Raw genomic sequence first — 16,287 nt, 5'->3', positions numbered from 1 at the left:
TGCCCGAGTTGACGCGCCGGCCTGGCGCTTCCAGATTCGACTGGGCGGAAAAAGGTGGCCTTGGTCTGCCGAAAAGCGAATGCGCCGCAAGACGATCATTCGGGCCAATTCGGAAAGCCGGGACCTTTGCCCCACACAGTCCGACAAGCCGTGAAAAACCAACCACACATAGACACGGATCACCGACACGTTGACATTGGCGAAACGTGGTAAACAACTCGTTAAGATAAGGCGCTAAAAGGTTAAAAATCTGCTCGGCTGCTGCTGCCGCGGTTGCGGCCTTGTTTGCAACTGGGAATTGTACGGGGTGCGCCCAAGTCTTGGCGCTGCCTGTGAACTTCGACAAACTTTGACGTTTACGGAAACGTCAAAGTTTGCTAGACAAAGATAAATCCGGCGGTGCCGCGTGTGGGCGCCGCATCTGCTCGTTTATGTTTTGGAGGAAACCTGATGCCGAGTTACCGCGCGCCCGTTGAAGATACGTTGTTTGTCCTGAACGATGTCCTGGGATTTGAACGCTACAACAACCTCCCGGGTTTTGCCGATGCGTCGCCGGATATCATGGAAGCCATCCTTGGCGAAGGCGCCAAGCTCGCCGAGAACACGTTGTTTCCAGTGAACCAGATCGGCGATCATGAGGGCTGCGTGCGCCACGATGATGGTTCGGTCACGACGCCAAAGGGCTTCAAGCAGGCTTTCGATGCCTATCGCGAAGGTGGCTGGGTTGGGCTCGCCGTTCCGCAGGAATTTGGCGGCCAGGGCCTTCCCTATACGCTCCATGTCGCGGCGGGCGAATACATGGCATCCGCCAACATGGCGTTGGTCATGTATCCCGGCCTCACCCAGGGCGCGATTGCTGCCATCGTCACGCATGGCACCGACGAGCAGAAGCAGGCCTACCTTCCCAAGATGACCGACGGCATCTGGACCGGCACGATGAATCTCACCGAACCGCATTGCGGAACGGATCTCGGGCTCTTACGCAGCAAGGCGGTACCGAACGGCGACGGCTCGTACAAGATTTCCGGCCAGAAGATCTTCATCTCGGCCGGCGAACACGACATGGCCGAGAATATCATTCACCTCGTTCTCGCCCGCATCGAAGGAGCGCCGGAGGGCGTGAAGGGCATTTCGCTGTTCATCGTGCCGAAGTTCATTCCCGATTTGAACGGCAATCCGGGCGAGCGCAACGGCGTTTCCTGTGGCTCCATCGAAGAAAAGATGGGCATTCACGGCAATTCAACCTGCGTCATGAATTATGACGAGGCGACCGGCTACCTCCTCGGCGGGGAGAACAAGGGCCTGCGCGCCATGTTCACCATGATGAACGAAGCACGGCTCGGCGTCGCGCTCCAGGGTCTGTCGATCGGTGAAGTCGCCTACCAGAATGCCGCCATCTATGCCCGCGACCGTATTCAGGGCCGCGCGCTGACCGGCCCCAAGGAGCCGGACAAGAAGGCTGACCCGATCATCGTCCACCCCGACATCCGCCGCATCCTCCTGACGATCAAGTCGTTCAACGAAGCGGGCCGCGCCTTCATTCTCTGGTCTGCGCTGAAATCCGACGTCGCGCATCGCTCGGGCGATGAGGCCGAGCGCCAGCTTGCCGATGACATGCTCGGCCTGATGACTCCGGTTCTCAAGGGTGTTCTTACCGACAAGGGCTTTGAACATGCCTGCATGGCACAGCAGGTGTTCGGTGGCCACGGCTACATCGAAGAACACGGTATGAGCCAGTATGTGCGCGACGCGCGCATCGCGATGATTTACGAGGGCGCGAACGGCATTCAGGCAATGGATCTGGTCGGACGCAAGCTCGGCCTCAATGGCGGCCGCGCCGTCATGGCCTTCTTCAAGGAAGTCGGCGACTTCTGCGAAGAAAATCGCAGCGACGATAATCTCGCTTTCTTCACCAAGCACCTGAAGAAGGGCTTGAATGACCTGCAGACCGCCTCCATGTGGCTGATGCAGAACGGCATGGCCAACCCGGACAATGCCGGCGCGGCATCGACCGACTACATGCACCTCTTCGGTCTCGTAAGCCTCGGCTATATGTGGGCCCGCATGGCGAAGGCGTCGCATGCGAAGCTCGCGGAAGGCACCGAGAACAAGGCGTTCTTCGAGACGAAGCTCGCCACTGGCAAATTCTTCATGGAGCGGGTGATGCCGGAGACGTCGGCGCATCTCGCCCGCATCCAGACCGGAGCGGATACGATGATGGCGCTGCCCGCCGAAGCATTCTAAGCTGCCGGCGAACGCTTTTCCGAGCCGCGCCTCACGCGGCTCCTGTAACCGAAATCGGGAGGTTAGTGATGGGTCTGCGACCGGAAGAAGTATTGGGTGTTCCGAAGCCTGCGTGGAAGACCGATGATGTCGTAATGCTGGAGGATATGGCCACCAGGTTCCTTGAGGCCGAGGTGGTGCCCCATTACGACCGTTTCGAAAAGCAGGAGATCTTCGACCGTTCCATCTGGGAACTCGCCGGGCAGAATGGCTTGCTTTGTGCTTCGATGCCGGAGGAATATGGCGGCGCCGGCGGCACCTACGCCCACGAAACCGCAATCCTCGAAGCGATCAGCCACGTCGGTACCGACGGGTTTGGCATTGCACTCCACAATTCCATCGTCGCGCCCTATATCCTCCACTATGGCTCGGAAGAGCAGAAGCGCAAATGGCTGCCGAAAATGGCGACCGGCGAACTCATCGGTGCCATTGCAATGACGGAACCGGGAGCAGGTTCCGATCTCCAGGGCGTCAAGACCAGCGCCAAGAAGGACGGAAACCACTACGTCATCAATGGATCGAAGACGTTCATCACCAATGGCCAGCTCGCCAATCTGATCATCGTCGTCACCAAGACCGATCCGTCGCAGGGCGCCAAGGGCACTTCGCTCATCGTCGTTGAAACCGATGGCCAGGAAGGCTTCGAGCGGGGCCGCAACCTCGACAAGGTCGGTCTCAAGTCCAACGACACTTCGGAGCTGTTTTTCAACGACGTGCGTGTGCCGACCTCCAATCTTCTTGGAACCGAGGAAGGGCAGGGATTCGTGCAGTTGATGCAGCAATTGCCGCAGGAGCGCCTGCAGATCGGCGGTTCGGCGATTGCCATGGCCGAACGCGCGATCGCGTTGACGATCGATTATGTGAAGGAGCGCAAGGCGTTCGGCAAGTCGGTCATGGAGTTTCAGAACACGCAGTTCATGCTCGCCGAACTCAAGACCGAGGCGACCATCGGCCGTGTTTTCTACAATCATTGCGTGGAACGGCATGTGAACGGCGGTCTCGACCCCTTTACCGCATCCATGGCGAAATACTGGTTGAGCGATCTGCAGAACAAGGTCGTCGACGAATGCCTGCAACTGCATGGCGGCTATGGCTACATGAACGAATTCCCGATCGCCCGCATGTTCCGCGACGCGCGCGTCCAACGGATATATGGCGGCACCAACGAAATCATGAAGCTTTTGATCGCCCGCAGCCTATGAGCCGCGGGTTCGAACAGGGAGAATGAAATGACTGAGGCATATATTTACGACCACGTGCGCACGCCGCGCGGCAGAGGCAAGAAGGATGGCAGCCTGCACGAAGTGCCTGCCGTGCGCCTTGGCGCCCATGTTCTCGAGGCGCTGCGCGACCGCAACGGCCTCGACACGGGGCTGGTCGACGACATTATCTATGGCTGCGTCGATCCGGTCGGCGAAGCGGGCGCCGTCATTCCGCGCTCCTCGGCTTTTGAAGCCGGCTATGATTTCAAGGCACCCGGCATGCAGATATCGCGCTTTTGCGCCTCCGGCCTCGATGCGGTGAATTTCGGCGCTGCGAAGATCGTGCAGGGCGCCGACGATATCGTTATCGCCGGCGGGGTCGAATCCATGTCGCGCGTCGGCATGGGCATGTCCGGCGGCGCCTGGTACATGGACCCGTCCGTAGGGCTCCCGGGCTATTTCATGCCGCAGGGCGTTTCCGCCGATCTAATCGCCACCAAATACGGCTTCAGCCGCGACGATGTGGATGCCTATGCCGTCGAGAGCCAGAAGCGTGCAGGCGAAGCCTGGAAGAAAGGCTATTTCAAGAATTCGGTGCTCGAGATCAAGGATCAGAACGGCCTGACCATTCTCGATCATGACGAACACATGCGCCCGTCGACCGATATGCAGGCGCTCGCGGCACTCAACCCCTCCTTCGTGATGCCCGGCGAAATGGGCGGCTTCAATGCGGTCGGAATTCAGGCGCACCCCGAGGTCGAGACGATCAATCATGTGCACCATGCCGGCAATTCCTCCGGTATTGTCGATGGCGCCGCCGGCGTTCTCCTCGGCTCGAAAAGTGCCGGCAAGGCGCTCGGCGCCAAGCCTCGCGCCCGTATCCGCGCCTTTGCCAATATCGGTTCCGACCCTGCATTGATGCTTACCGGGCCGGTGGATGTGACGCACAAGCTCCTGAAGCGCGCCAAGATGAAAATCGCGGACATCGACCTCTTCGAACTCAATGAAGCCTTTGCCGCAGTCGTGCTGCGCTACATGCAGGCGTTCGACATCCCCCGCGACAAGATCAACGTCAATGGCGGGGCCATTGCCATGGGCCATCCGCTCGGTGCAACCGGCGCGATGATCCTCGGCACGGTTCTCGATGAACTCGAACGCCGCGATCTCAATGTCGCCCTCGTTACCCTGTGCATTGGTGCGGGCATGGGCACGGCAACAATCATCGAACGCGTCTGAGGGAGAACGGACTTATGAGCTATACCAACTTCAAATTCGACGTCGACGCGGACGGAATTGCACTTGTCACCTGGGACATGCCTGACAAATCGATGAACGTCTTCACCGAAGAGGTGATGAAGGAACTCGACCAGATCGTCGATCGCGTGACCAAGGACGATACTGTCAAGGGCGCGGTGATCACCTCCGGCAAGGATACCTTTTCCGGCGGCGCCGACCTCACCATGCTCAAGCGCATGTTCCAGATGTTCCAGGCCGAAAAGGCAAGGGACCCGAAGAAAGCGGTCGAACTGCTGTTCGAGAACACCGGCAAGATGGGCGGGCTCTTCCGCAAGCTTGAAACCTGCGGCAAGCCCTGGGTCTCGGCGATCAACGGCACCTGCATGGGCGGCGCATTCGAAATGTCGCTGGCCTGTCATGGCCGTGTCGTCTCCGACGATCCGTTGGTGAAGATGGCGCTGCCGGAAGTCAAAGTCGGTATTTTCCCGGGTGCCGGCGGCACGCAGCGCGTCCCGCGCCTGACAAACCAACAAGATGCCCTGCAGATTATGACCACTGGCTCGAGCCTCACCGCATCGCGCGCCAAGGCCATGGGCCTGGTGCACGAGATCGCGCCGGCCAAGAAGCTTGTCGAGGCGGCAAAGAAGATGATCAAGGGCGGCCTGAAGCCGGTTCAACCCTGGGACGAAAAGGGCTTCAAGCTTCCAGGCGGGGCCATCTATTCGCCGGCAGGCGCCAATCTGTGGCCAGCCGCAACTGCGATCCTGCGCCGTGAAACCTACGGCAATTATCCGGGCGCAGCCTCCATTCTCAAGGCTGTCTATGAGGGACTGCTGGTCCCGTTCGATACCGCCTTGAAGATCGAACAGCGCTATTTCACCAAGATCCTGCAATCGACCGAAGCCGGAATGATGATCCGCTCGCTCTTCGTCTCGCTGCAGGAACTGAACAAGGGGGCGCGCCGGCCGGTAGACGTGAAGCCTACAAAGTTCAGGAAGGTCGGCGTCGTCGGCGCCGGCTTCATGGGCGCCGGCATCGCCTATGTCACCGCCAAGGCCGGCATTCCGGTGGTGCTTCTCGACCAGAGCCTCGATGCCGCCGAGAAGGGCAAGGCCCATTCCGCCGATCTCGTCACCAAGGACGTGCAGCGGGGCAAGGCGACGGCCGAGGACAAGGAAAAGCTTCTCGCCTTGATAACGCCGTCTTCCGACTATGCCGATCTTGAAGGCGCAGACCTTGTCATCGAGGCGGTGTTCGAAGACCGTGAGGTCAAGCGTGTGGTGACCGAGAAGGCCGAGGCCGTACTGAAGCCTGCCGCGGTATTCGCATCCAACACCTCGACGCTGCCGATCACCGGGCTTGCCAAGGTCTCGCAGCGCCCGAAGAATTTCGTCGGGATCCATTTCTTCTCTCCCGTCGACAAGATGATGCTGGTCGAGGTCATTCTCGGCAAGAAGACCTCGGACAAAGCGCTTGCGGTGGCGCTGGATTACGTGCGTGCCATCAAGAAGACGCCGATTGTCGTCAATGACACGCGCGGCTTCTACGTCAACCGCTGCGTGCTGCGCTACATGGCCGAGGCCTACAACATGCTGATCGAGGGCGTGCCGCCGGCGATGATCGAAAACGTCGCGCGCATGGCCGGAATGCCGGTCGGGCCGCTGGCGCTCAACGACGAAACGGCGATTGATCTGTCGCAGAAGATCCTGAAGGCGACGCTCGCCGATCTCGGGCCGAAGGCGATCGATCCCCGCCACGTTGAACTGGTCAATACCTTGGTCGACAAGTACGACCGCCGCGGGCGCAAGAACGGCAAGGGCTTTTACGACTATCCTGCGAAGCCCGCAAAGAAGCAGCTGTGGCCGGAATTGAAGACGCTCTACCCGCAGCAGGACCCGGACAAGATCGATATCGAGGTGCTGAAGCAGCGCTTCCTCGTTGCAATCGCTCTGGAAGCTGCCCGCGTGATGGAGGAAGGCATTGTTACCGACCCGCGTGAAGCGGACGTCGGCTCGATCCTCGCCTTCGGGTTTGCCCCCTATACGGGCGGAACGCTCTCCTATATCGACGGCATGGGCGCTGCCAGGTTCGTCGAGATCGCCAAGGGGCTGCAGCGAAAGTACGGGGCCCAGTTCAAGGCGCCGAAACTCCTTCTCGACATGGCGGAAAAGGGCGAGACCTTCTACGAAAGGTTCAATCCTTATCCGGTCGATCAGAAAAAGCAGGCTGCTTGACGGCGTCTGCATGAATCTGAAAAGAGTGGGCAGCTTATGCCCACTTTTCTTTGGATAATAAGAAAGTTTTCCGTAATTCCCCTCGACTTTTCCAAAATTCCTTCTTAAAACACCTCTGAAGGTATTTTTTCCTTTTATCCGAGACCCAACATGTTCTCACATGACCGCATTTGGGCGGCCATAGACGCATTGGCAGAACGCCATTCGCTTTCCGTTTCAGGATTGGCGAAGCGCGCGGGGCTTGATCCGACGACCTTCAACAAATCAAAGCGTTTCGCGGTCGACGGGCGGGCTCGCTGGCCCTCGACCGAATCCCTCGCCAAGATCATGGAGGCCACGGGTGCCTCGCTCGATGAGTTTATGATGCTGGTCGTGGGCAAGGCCGCAAGGGCGGGCGGCACGGCCATCCGTTCGATACCGCTTCTCGGCTTTGCGCAGGCCGGCGCCGGCGGCTTCTTCGATGATGGCGGCTTTCCGGTCGGGCAGGGCTGGGACGTAGTCGAATTTCCCGTGGGCTCCGGCGACTCCGTCTATGCGCTGGAGGTGTCGGGGGATTCGATGCTGCCGCTTTACCGTGACGGCGATACGATCATCGTCGCGCCGGGTGCTGCGGTTCGCCGCGGCGACCGCGTCGTGGTTCGCACCAGAGACGGAGAAGTCATGGCCAAGATTCTGGCCCGCCAGACCGCCCGCACGATCGAATTGCAGTCGATGAATCCTGAACATCCCAATCGCACCTTTGACGCGGTCCATATTGATTGGATCGCGAGGATCCTGTGGGCAAGCCAATAGGACTGATCCGCATGCGCCAGCTGCCGCTTTATATCCTGACGGTTCTGGTTGCCTTGACGCTCGTCTACGCCTTCGTTGCCCCTTTCAACGGCGCGCTGGAGACCGCGCGGCCCGCTAGCGTAGACGAGCCAACGGTAACGACCGAGAATTTCGAATTGCCGGCGGAAATGCAGGACGCGCAAAGCGAGGGGGCAAGCCCGGCGCCGGATGAACCAAAGGCAGCGCCCAAGGCGGCTCGTACCGTCAAGCCGGACCTGATGTCGCCTTCGATCGGTGACGCAACGCCATTGCAGAGGGTCGCGCCGCGCCAACCCTTGAGCGAGCTCGGCCAGGCCCTGCCGCCAAAACCGCCTGTGCCACCGGAACCGCCGCCATCGCTCACACCCCCGGCGCCGCCGGTGCCGGTAGACGATACGGCAAAGCCGACCTTGCTTTACCGGCCCGTTGCAATCGCGGCCGGCTCGCTCGAAGTTTCCGGCTATCGCATCACGCTGGACGGCATCGAGGAAGTCAGGCCGAACGAGACTTGCACCAGCGAGGGCACGACCTGGCCCTGCGGCATGGCGGCCCGCACCGCGTTTCGCAATTGGCTGCGCCAGCGTGCGGTCGAATGCGACGTGCCGGGCCCGCCGCCCGAAGCTGTCATTGCGACCCATTGCCGGCTCGGTGGTGTCGATCTTGCGCAATGGCTCGTCGAGAACGGCTGGGCTCGCGCACCGGATGGTTCGCCCCAGTCGGAAACGATGAAGAAGGCGCAAGAGGCGAAGCTCGGCATATTCGGCAATCCACCGCCGGCATTGCCGATTACGCAGGAACTGCCGGTGCCTGCGCTCCAGGATAATTTACCGCCGGAGGAATTGGCGGCGCCGGCTGTCCCTGCGCCGTTGCCGGTCCCGGGCGCGCCGTTCCCGCCGCCACCGCCGCAGTAGAGATGCAAGGCCGATCAAGCCGTGACGCCCCCGGGTAAAGACTTGCGGATCGAAGGACCCTTGTGGGGTAATGAGCGGTAGCCCAGAGGGGTGTCGTAATATCCCCCCGCGTTTCAACCCTCGTGGCAGACAGCCTCGATATTATGTCCGTCGGGATCGCGAACGAAGGCGCCGTAATAGTTGGGATGGTAGTGCGGCCGCAGCCCCGGCGCGCCGTTGTCGGTTCCGCCGGCGGCAATTCCCGCCTTATAGAAGGCATCGACGATGCTTCGGCTGCCAACACGAAACGCCACGTGGATCGTTGGCCTGTTGGGTTCGCCGCTGGCGATCCAGAAATCCGGCTTGCCGCCTTCACCAAAGCCCGCAACATCCGAACTGCCGGTCACCGAGGCCGGGAATTCGAGGATCAACTCATAGCCGATTGACGCGAACAACTGGCGATAGAACGCCTTGCTCTTTTCGAAATCGCTGACTGAAACTCCAGTATGATCAAGCATAGAGGACTCCCGCTGGTTTGCCCCTGACTACGACAGATCGCCGGCCAAGGCCTTTGCAATGAGGGCACGCGTTTCCGGTATGCCATAGAGGGCGACGAAGGAGCCGAAGCGCGGGCCGCGCTCCTGGCCGATCAGTACCTCATAGAGCATCTGGAAGAACGACACCGAGACGCCTGGACCGCCTTCCGGGCTCTTCTTCGTGTGGTCCTGATAGCGTTCGATGTTGCGGGCGACATCGAGAATAGCGTTCTGGATGTCGGTCCCGTCGGCATCGTCCGCGAGTGTCGCGAGTTTCTCGTCCATGGCGGCGAAGGCGCCGCGTTCGACCTCGTCGGGCGCGCGGAATTTCTTGGTCGGCTTGACGAAATCATTGAAGTAGCGGATCGCATAGCCAACCAGCGCGTCGAGTTCCGGATTGTTTGCCGGAGTCACATTCCTGGCATGGCGGGAAATGAAACCCCAGAGCACGCTGCTGTTTTCAGCATTGGAGGCGCTTACGAGGTTCAGCAGCAGTGCGAACGGCACCGGCAGGTCCACGGTCGGCGGGTTGCCGTCATGGAGATGCCAGACGGGGTTGTTCAGCCGGTCCTTCCAGCTTTGACGTCCATAGGCCGAAAGATAGGTGAAATATTCATCGACCGCCTTGGGAATGACGTCGAAATAGAGCCGTTTTGCCGTGCGCGGCTTCTGGAACATGTAGAGGCCGAGACTTTCAGTCGGGGCGTAGGTCAGCCATTCGTCGATGCTGAGGCCGTTGCCCTTCGACTTGGAAATCTTTTGGCCGATCTCGTCGAGGAAAAGCTCGTAGACGAAATGTTCGGGGGCCCGGCCACCCAGTATCTCGCAAATGCGGTCATAGATGATCGCATTTGTCTGGTGGTCCTTGCCGAACATCTCGAAATCGACGCCGAGCGCTGCCCAGCGCATACCGAAGTCGGGCTTCCATTGCAGCTTGACGTTGCCGCCGGTGACCGGGAGCGTCGTCTCTTCACCGTTCTCATCATCGAAGGTGATCGTGCCGTTCCCCGCGTCGATCTTCTTCATCGGCACATAGAGCACGCGCCCGCTTGTCGGCGAAATCGGCAGGAACGGGCTATAGGTCGCCTGACGCTCTTCGCCGAGCGTCGGCAGCATGACCTTCATGATATCGTCATAGCGCTCGGCGGCACGCAGCAGGACGGCGTCGAAGCGGCCCCCTTTGTAATATTCCGTTGCGCTCGCAAATTCATAGTCGAAGCCGAACGTATCAAGGAACCGGCACAGCATGACATTGTTGTGGTCGGCAAAGCTCTTGTAATCGCCGCCAAACGGGTTGGGCACTGCCGAGAGCGGCATGTGCAGATATGGTGCCAGAAATGCTGGATCCGGCACATTGTCCGGTATTTTGCGCATGCCGTCCATGTCGTCGGAGAAGCAGAGAAGCTTGGTCTTTACCTTGTCGCCGGTCAGAACGCGGAAAGCATGGCGCACCATTGAGGTACGCGCCACTTCGCCGAAGGTGCCGATATGCGGCAGTCCCGAAGGGCCGTAGCCGGTCTCGAACAATATCGTTTCAGGAAAGCCGGATTTGGCGTAACGCTTGATGATCTTCTGCGCCTCTTCGAACGGCCATGCTTTGGCCTCTGCTGCCGCCGCGATCAATTCGGGGGTCAGTTCGATTTCGGTGTTTAGGCGCGGGTTCATTCGTTATTCCTGTTAACGCTTGGATTTGATGAAACGCTCTACGTCCGCGGGTCGTCCGCGTCAATCGCATGGGCGGCACGGAGGCGCAATCGGCAATGATTTCGGGGTTAAGACAATCGATTAGTAGAAATCGACGGGAAAGTATCGCAGATAGAGTTCCGATGTGATGCCTTTTTCCTCGATCGCCTTCAGTGCGAAATCGAATGCATCGACAAGCTTTTGATTTTCGAGCGTGGTTGCGATCATCATTCCTTCACCCAAGAACTGCGGCGCAATGTAGGGGCCGCCGACAAAGGCGCAGCAATCCTTTGCCTCGGGGCTGCCGATCCAGAAGGAAAGGTCCGAGCCGTCGCCAAATACGGCATCGATCTTCTTGGCCTGCAGGTCCCTGAACATGAGTTCGCGCGTCGGAAAACCAACCCAATGGCTGTTTGGAAAATAATCGGCAAAAATTGCCTGGTGCACTGAACCCGCAATCACGCCGATGGTCTTTTCCTTGAGAGTGTCTGCGAAGGGTTCGGCAAAGGTAGTTTCCTTGAGCGCCATGAAGCGCGCAGGCAGGCGGATATAGGGAGCCGTAAAGGCAAACTTCTCCCGCAGGGCTGCGGTTGGCTTCAGGCCGGCGATGATCGCCTCGGCTTCGCCGCTTTCAAGCGTTGGTTGCAACTCGTTCCACGGGCGAGCCTCAATCTGGCAGATGGCGGTCACGCCGAGTTCGTTGCAGAGTGCCCGCGCCAGATCGACATTGAATCCCGAGATGCGCCCCGTCGCATCGACGAAGTTGAACGGCGGATAGTCGACGGTCGTCACGAAGCGAATGCGCTCGACGGTCGAAAGGTCGGGCTTGGCGACATGCTCGCGTCCATCCCAGTAGTGCGGAAAATCGGATTCGGCAGCCATAGCTGGCAGGACTGCCAAAATGAAGGCGGCGAGAAACGGGGCGATCTTGCGGAAAGGCATGCGATACCGTGGTGCTATTTGATTTGGGGCCAAGCTAACACGATCTCTTCACCTCAAAAAGCGCAATTGGCTGGTGATCCCGCGCAAGCAAAACCGGGAAGGTATATTGACTTGTTTAAAACATTGATTTTTATTACTTGCACTATATCGCACATATTACTACCATAAGTATACTTCAATTTTTAAGCTCAATCTATAATTGAAAGAATTAATCATGGTATTATTGTATATATTGCGAATTTCATCGCGAAACGAGATCGGTCGGCCTGATCATCGGCCTTTACTTTAGGCGGGCGCCGCAATGCGGCAGATCGAGGCTGCCCTTGCTGCAAGACTATGCCAGGCGGGAACGGCGAAACACGCCATTATCGCAGCCTTTCGCGAGGCGGTTTCCAACCGCACCTCGCTGCTCGAAGAAGTTGCGGCATACGGCGTAGCGGACGAGGCGGCAATTGGCCGGGCGATAGCGGCGGAACTCGGGCTGGGCTTTGCGGCAATTCCGGAGGGAGCGATAGTCATCGGCAAAAGTTCGGCTGTTGCACCGGATCTGCATTCACGCCGGCTGATGGTGATGACAGCTGAAGGCGAACTTTTGCTGTTCGCGGCGCCGACGCTTGCCGAGATAGGCGACCTGAAGCACAGCCTGTCTTCCGATCCGGCGGCGAAGGCGCGCACAAGAATAACAACACCAACACAGCTGCATAAATTCATCCATTCCTACCGTGAGCGCGAACTGTTGCTGAACTGCGTGAACAGGATGGAAATCGGCGGGCTTGAGCGTACGTCCCGTGTGGTCCTGAGCGGCAATCAGGGTATCGTCCTAGGCATCGCGATAAGCCTCGGCATGATCGGACTGGTCTTCCACCTTTCCACCCTCTGGGATGGCTATCACTATTTTTCGTTGCCCTTCTTCTTTGCATGCATCGCGCTTCGCTTCCTGGCAGCAGGCAGGACCGGCGAAATTCCCGCCGAAACCGGCTGTCTTGCACAACGACATGGTGAACTTCCGTTCTACACCGTCATGATCGCACTTTATAAGGAAGCGGCGGTGGTGCCCCAACTTGTAAGGGCGATGCAGCGGCTCCATTGGCCAAAGTCGAGGCTTGAAGTGCTTTTTCTCTGCGAGGCAGACGACACGGCAACATTGAAGGCTTTGGCAGACCAGACCTTACCGCCGGGTTTCAAGATCGTCCCCGTTGCCAATTTCGGCCCACGAACCAAGCCAAAGGCGCTCAACTATGGGCTGCAATTGGCGAAGGGCGATTTTGTCGTGGTCTACGATGCGGAAGATCGTCCGCATCCCGACCAGTTGCTGGAGGCCTGGCGCCGCTTCGACATATCGGACCTGAGGCTTGCATGCCTGCAAGCGCCGCTGATCATTTCGAATGCAGGCTCCTGTCTGCTGGCGCGGCTATTCGCCTTCGAATATGCGGCCCATTTCGGCGGCCTGCTTCCGTGGCTGGCCCGCCACGGCTTTATTCTGCCGCTCGGAGGAAGCTCCAATCATTTCAGGCGCAACTGCCTTGAAGCGGTGCGCGGCTGGGATCCATACAATGTCACCGAGGATGCCGAGCTCGGCGCGCGCTTGGCGCGCTCTGGCTATGATGTGGGTGTGATCACCCAACCAACCCTTGAGGACGCGCCGGTCCGCGTCGATATCTGGCTGCGGCAAAGGACGAGATGGCTGAAAGGTTGGGCCCACACATGGCTCGTTGAAATGCGCAATCCGAGAGCTTTCCTGCGCGACGTAGGATTGCAACGCTTCATGGTGTTCCAGACGCTGGTTGCGGGGATCATTGTCTCATCGATCGTCTATCCGTTCATGCTGCTCTGGATAGGCTTTGGGATTGTCCATATCGCGCGCGATGATGCCTTTGCCTGGCACAATGCGATACTCGCCCTCGATCTCGTGTGCGTTGTCATGGGCTTCCTGTCATTCTACAGGCTCGGCCTAAGAACACCGGTCGCCGAGGCAATTCCCGGACCGATCCTGCAGTGGCTTCCGCTCTATTGGCTGCTTACCGCCATGGCGGCATGGCGTGCCATTTGGCAGCTTGGCAGAGCGCCCTCGCTTTGGGAAAAGACGCCGCACGATCCTTCAGGGACATTATTGCCGGAGCCGATCAGCCGACGCCCTCACAGAAACTCATGGCCGGAGCCGATGATCAGCGCGTCTTCATTGCCGACCACATCCATGTCGCGGCCCTTATATGGCAGGCTCAAGAGAATTCTGCGGATGACGGCGATGCGCGCGCGCCGCTTGTCGTTGGACCTGACAATCGTCCATGGGGCATAGGCCGTGTGCGTGCGTGCCAGCATTTCGTCGCGCGCCTTCGTGTAGTCGTCCCAGCGCTTGGCCCCTTCGATGTCGATGGGCGAGAACTTCCAGTTCTTCAACGGACTGTGCCTGCGGTCGTGAAATCGCTTCAACTGCATGAGCTGACCGATATCGAGCCAGAACTTGAAGAAATGAATGCCATCCGCAACGAGAAGGCGTTCAAATCCTGGCACTTCTTCCAAAAAGGATTCATGCTGCTCGGGCGTGCAGAACCCCAGCACTTTTTCAACGCCGGCCCTGTTGTACCAGGAACGGTCGAACGTGACGAACTCGCCCGTCGTCGGAAAATGCGAGATATAGCGCTGGAAATACCATTGGCCGCGCTCGATCTCGCTGGGCTTCGGCAGGGCGACATTGCGGGCCGAGCGCGGGTTCATATATTGGCGCAGCGTGAAGATTGTGCCGCCCTTTCCGGCGGCATCACGCCCCTCGAACGCGCAGATGACGCGATTGCCGGTGTCCTGCAGCCAGTACTGCATTTTGACGAGTTCGATCTGCAGCCGCTCGACAGTCTTCTCGTATTCGTCGTTCGGCATCTTGTCGTTATAGGGATAACCCCCTGAAGCAAGATCGCCGTCATCGATCCAGTCCGGCAGTTTGGGATCGTCTATATTGAAAGTGCGTTTCTTGCCGTCGATCTTGAGTTTGAGAGTGGTGTCTACCCCCGCTACGGGTTTATCGGTTTTCTTTTTCGAATCTTTACCCACAGCAATCGTCCTCAATTGACACAATGGCATGTTATTGAGAGAGCGTTGTACCGTCCAGAGCCAAAAAAGGACGCCGGGCCAGGAGTTTAGTGCATGAGCATTTTGGGGCAGGAGGGCCGTACGTTTCGTCAAAAGGCCGTCGAGCGTGTGATCCAGGCACGCTTCGTGCTCGGCGCCGCCGCCTTCATTACCGCCCTTGTCCTCAGCACTCAGGCGACATGGTGGCTGAGCTTTGCCGTCCTCATGCTCGTCCTCCTGGCGGTCGTTGCGCTTTCTGCGACGCTGCCGCGCAGCGATGCACCAGCGGAATCTCCCGCCAGCGATCCGGCAATTTTCCGTCTGTCCGGCCAGCAGCTTGCCGCGCAATTGCCCGACCCGCTTATCATCTTCGACCATGGCGGGACGATCCTTTACGTCAATCCCGTCGCCAATGGCGCGTTCGGGCCGCTTGCGCGCGGCGGGGCTTTGCTCCTGCATTTCCGGGCCCCCGAACTGCAGACACTGGTTCAGTCAGTCATGGCCGATGGTGTAGCCCGGTCGGTAGACTTTGCCGAAAGGGTGCCGGTCGAGCGCTGGTATCGCGCGACGGTTCTCCTCCTCGACCGGGCCGGTGGCAAGGACCGGCAATATCTTCTATCATTTCGCGACCAAACCGAAGCGCATCGCCTTGAACGCATGCGCAGTGACTTCATCGCCAATGCCAGCCATGAGTTACGCACGCCCCTCGCATCCTTGACCGGGTTTATCGAGACGCTGCGCGGGCCGGCACGTCGCGACGAGGCGGCGCGCGACAATTTCCTCGAGATCATGCAGAAGCAGGCGGAGCGCATGGCCCGCCTGATCGATGACCTGTTGTCACTGTCGCGGATCGAAATGAAGGCGCATATCGCGGTCAAGGACCAGGTGGATCTGACGACGCTGATCAATCATGTAGTGGATTCGTTGCGCCCGCTTGCGGATGATCTCGGCGTCGAAATCGAACGCAAGATCGATCCCGATCCCGTCATCGTGCTTGGCGACAGGGATGAGCTAACGCAAGTCTTTCAGAACCTTGTCGAAAACGCCTTGAAATACGGCCAGTCGGGCAAGCGCATCGTCGTCGAGCTCAAGCGCGGCGACGATGGCATCAAGGCCATGGTCCAGGATTTCGGCCCTGGCATACCGGAGGAACATATACCGCGCCTGACTGAACGCTTCTACCGCGTCAATCTTGAAACCAGCAGGGCTCAGAAAGGCACCGGCCTCGGACTTGCGATCGTCAAGCACATACTGACGCGGCATCGTGCGCGCCTGGTCGTTCGCTCGCGGGTCGGCGAGGGCTCGACCTTCACCGTTGTCTTCGGTCCTCAGAAGGCCTGACGCCAACCGCTCGTTGAGCTTGGTGCACGGCAAACAAAAAAAGGGCGCCGAATGGCGCCTCAGTCAG

Annotated in this window: 11 protein-coding genes and 1 pseudogene; 8 read left to right on the top strand and 4 right to left on the bottom strand. The window is 59.2% G+C overall.

Annotation, left to right across the window (positions count from 1 at the left end; all coding sequences use genetic code 11):
• Positions 1 to 450: 450 nt before the first annotated feature.
• From GF108_RS00280 to GF108_RS00255, 6 genes are all read left to right on the top strand, one after another.
• The gene (locus tag GF108_RS00280; protein ID WP_153666424.1) at positions 451 to 2,244 is read left to right on the top strand and encodes an acyl-CoA dehydrogenase C-terminal domain-containing protein; all 1,794 of its coding nucleotides are present in this window, start codon (positions 451 to 453) and stop codon (positions 2,242 to 2,244) included.
• Between the two features lie 68 nt (positions 2,245 to 2,312).
• Complete coding sequence (locus GF108_RS00275) at positions 2,313 to 3,485, top strand: acyl-CoA dehydrogenase family protein (protein ID WP_153666423.1); 1,173 nt, start codon at positions 2,313 to 2,315, stop codon at positions 3,483 to 3,485.
• Between the two features lie 27 nt (positions 3,486 to 3,512).
• Complete coding sequence (locus tag GF108_RS00270) at positions 3,513 to 4,721, top strand: acetyl-CoA C-acetyltransferase (protein WP_153666422.1); 1,209 nt, start codon at positions 3,513 to 3,515, stop codon at positions 4,719 to 4,721.
• 14 nt (positions 4,722 to 4,735) lie between these two features.
• Positions 4,736 to 6,955, top strand: coding sequence for a 3-hydroxyacyl-CoA dehydrogenase NAD-binding domain-containing protein (locus tag GF108_RS00265; protein ID WP_153666421.1), 2,220 nt, complete (start codon positions 4,736 to 4,738; stop codon positions 6,953 to 6,955).
• A 150-nt stretch (positions 6,956 to 7,105) separates the two neighbouring features.
• The gene (locus GF108_RS00260; protein ID WP_153666420.1) at positions 7,106 to 7,747 is read left to right on the top strand and encodes a helix-turn-helix transcriptional regulator; all 642 of its coding nucleotides are present in this window, start codon (positions 7,106 to 7,108) and stop codon (positions 7,745 to 7,747) included.
• Between the two features lie 11 nt (positions 7,748 to 7,758).
• Positions 7,759 to 8,676: a thermonuclease family protein gene (locus GF108_RS00255; RefSeq protein WP_153666419.1), complete on the top strand. Its 918-nt coding sequence runs from the start codon at positions 7,759 to 7,761 to the stop codon at positions 8,674 to 8,676.
• A 113-nt stretch (positions 8,677 to 8,789) separates the two neighbouring features.
• Here the strand turns inward: GF108_RS00255 and GF108_RS00250 are convergent, their stop codons facing one another.
• The 3 genes from GF108_RS00250 to GF108_RS00240 form a co-directional block, all read right to left on the bottom strand.
• Positions 8,790 to 9,173 (bottom strand): VOC family protein, encoded by a 384-nt coding sequence (locus GF108_RS00250; RefSeq protein ID WP_153666418.1) that lies wholly within the window; start codon positions 9,171 to 9,173, stop codon positions 8,790 to 8,792.
• A gap of 27 nt (positions 9,174 to 9,200) precedes the next feature.
• Positions 9,201 to 10,856 carry a lysine--tRNA ligase gene (locus GF108_RS00245; RefSeq protein WP_153666417.1) on the bottom strand — a complete coding sequence of 552 codons (1,656 nt, stop codon included), beginning with the start codon at positions 10,854 to 10,856 and terminating at the stop codon, positions 9,201 to 9,203.
• A gap of 120 nt (positions 10,857 to 10,976) precedes the next feature.
• Positions 10,977 to 11,816, bottom strand: a complete 840-nt coding sequence (locus GF108_RS00240; RefSeq protein WP_153666416.1) for a transporter substrate-binding domain-containing protein — start codon at positions 11,814 to 11,816, stop codon at positions 10,977 to 10,979.
• A 301-nt stretch (positions 11,817 to 12,117) separates the two neighbouring features.
• Between GF108_RS00240 and GF108_RS22640 the strand changes: the two are divergent.
• Positions 12,118 to 13,650 (top strand): annotated as a pseudogene (locus tag GF108_RS22640) (glycosyltransferase); the annotation flags it as partial.
• Between the two features lie 302 nt (positions 13,651 to 13,952).
• On the opposite strand, the gene ppk2 reads toward GF108_RS22640, so the two are convergent.
• Positions 13,953 to 14,891, bottom strand: a complete 939-nt coding sequence (gene ppk2, locus GF108_RS00230; RefSeq protein ID WP_113279769.1) for a polyphosphate kinase 2 — start codon at positions 14,889 to 14,891, stop codon at positions 13,953 to 13,955.
• A 63-nt stretch (positions 14,892 to 14,954) separates the two neighbouring features.
• Between ppk2 and phoR the strand changes: the two genes are divergently transcribed.
• A complete protein-coding gene (gene phoR / locus GF108_RS00225; RefSeq protein ID WP_153666414.1) occupies positions 14,955 to 16,220 on the top strand; it encodes a phosphate regulon sensor histidine kinase PhoR in 1,266 nt (421 codons plus the stop codon).
• Positions 16,221 to 16,287: the final 67 nt, after the last annotated feature.

The sequence above is a fragment of the Phyllobacterium sp. SYP-B3895 genome (assembly GCF_009647635.1).
Lineage (GTDB): Bacteria > Pseudomonadota > Alphaproteobacteria > Rhizobiales > Rhizobiaceae > Phyllobacterium > Phyllobacterium pellucidum.
The sequence above is the reverse complement of the archived record's forward strand: the minus strand, read 5'-3'. Positions and strand labels throughout refer to the sequence as shown.

Bases quoted from the DNA above. Each gene is read 5' to 3' on its own strand.
- GF108_RS00280 (WP_153666424.1), top strand. From the start codon at position 451: ATGCCGAGTTACCGCGCGCCCGTTGAAGATACGTTGTTTGTCCTGAAC.
- GF108_RS00275 (WP_153666423.1), top strand. From the start codon at position 2,313: ATGGGTCTGCGACCGGAAGAAGTATTGGGTGTTCCGAAGCCTGCGTGG.
- GF108_RS00270 (WP_153666422.1), top strand. From the start codon at position 3,513: ATGACTGAGGCATATATTTACGACCACGTGCGCACGCCGCGCGGCAGA.
- GF108_RS00265 (WP_153666421.1), top strand. From the start codon at position 4,736: ATGAGCTATACCAACTTCAAATTCGACGTCGACGCGGACGGAATTGCA.
- GF108_RS00260 (WP_153666420.1), top strand. From the start codon at position 7,106: ATGTTCTCACATGACCGCATTTGGGCGGCCATAGACGCATTGGCAGAA.
- GF108_RS00255 (WP_153666419.1), top strand. From the start codon at position 7,759: ATGCGCCAGCTGCCGCTTTATATCCTGACGGTTCTGGTTGCCTTGACG.
- GF108_RS00250 (WP_153666418.1), bottom strand. From the start codon at position 9,173: ATGCTTGATCATACTGGAGTTTCAGTCAGCGATTTCGAAAAGAGCAAG.
- GF108_RS00245 (WP_153666417.1), bottom strand. From the start codon at position 10,856: ATGAACCCGCGCCTAAACACCGAAATCGAACTGACCCCCGAATTGATC.
- GF108_RS00240 (WP_153666416.1), bottom strand. From the start codon at position 11,816: ATGCCTTTCCGCAAGATCGCCCCGTTTCTCGCCGCCTTCATTTTGGCA.
- ppk2 (WP_113279769.1), bottom strand. From the start codon at position 14,891: ATGCCATTGTGTCAATTGAGGACGATTGCTGTGGGTAAAGATTCGAAA.
- phoR (WP_153666414.1), top strand. From the start codon at position 14,955: ATGAGCATTTTGGGGCAGGAGGGCCGTACGTTTCGTCAAAAGGCCGTC.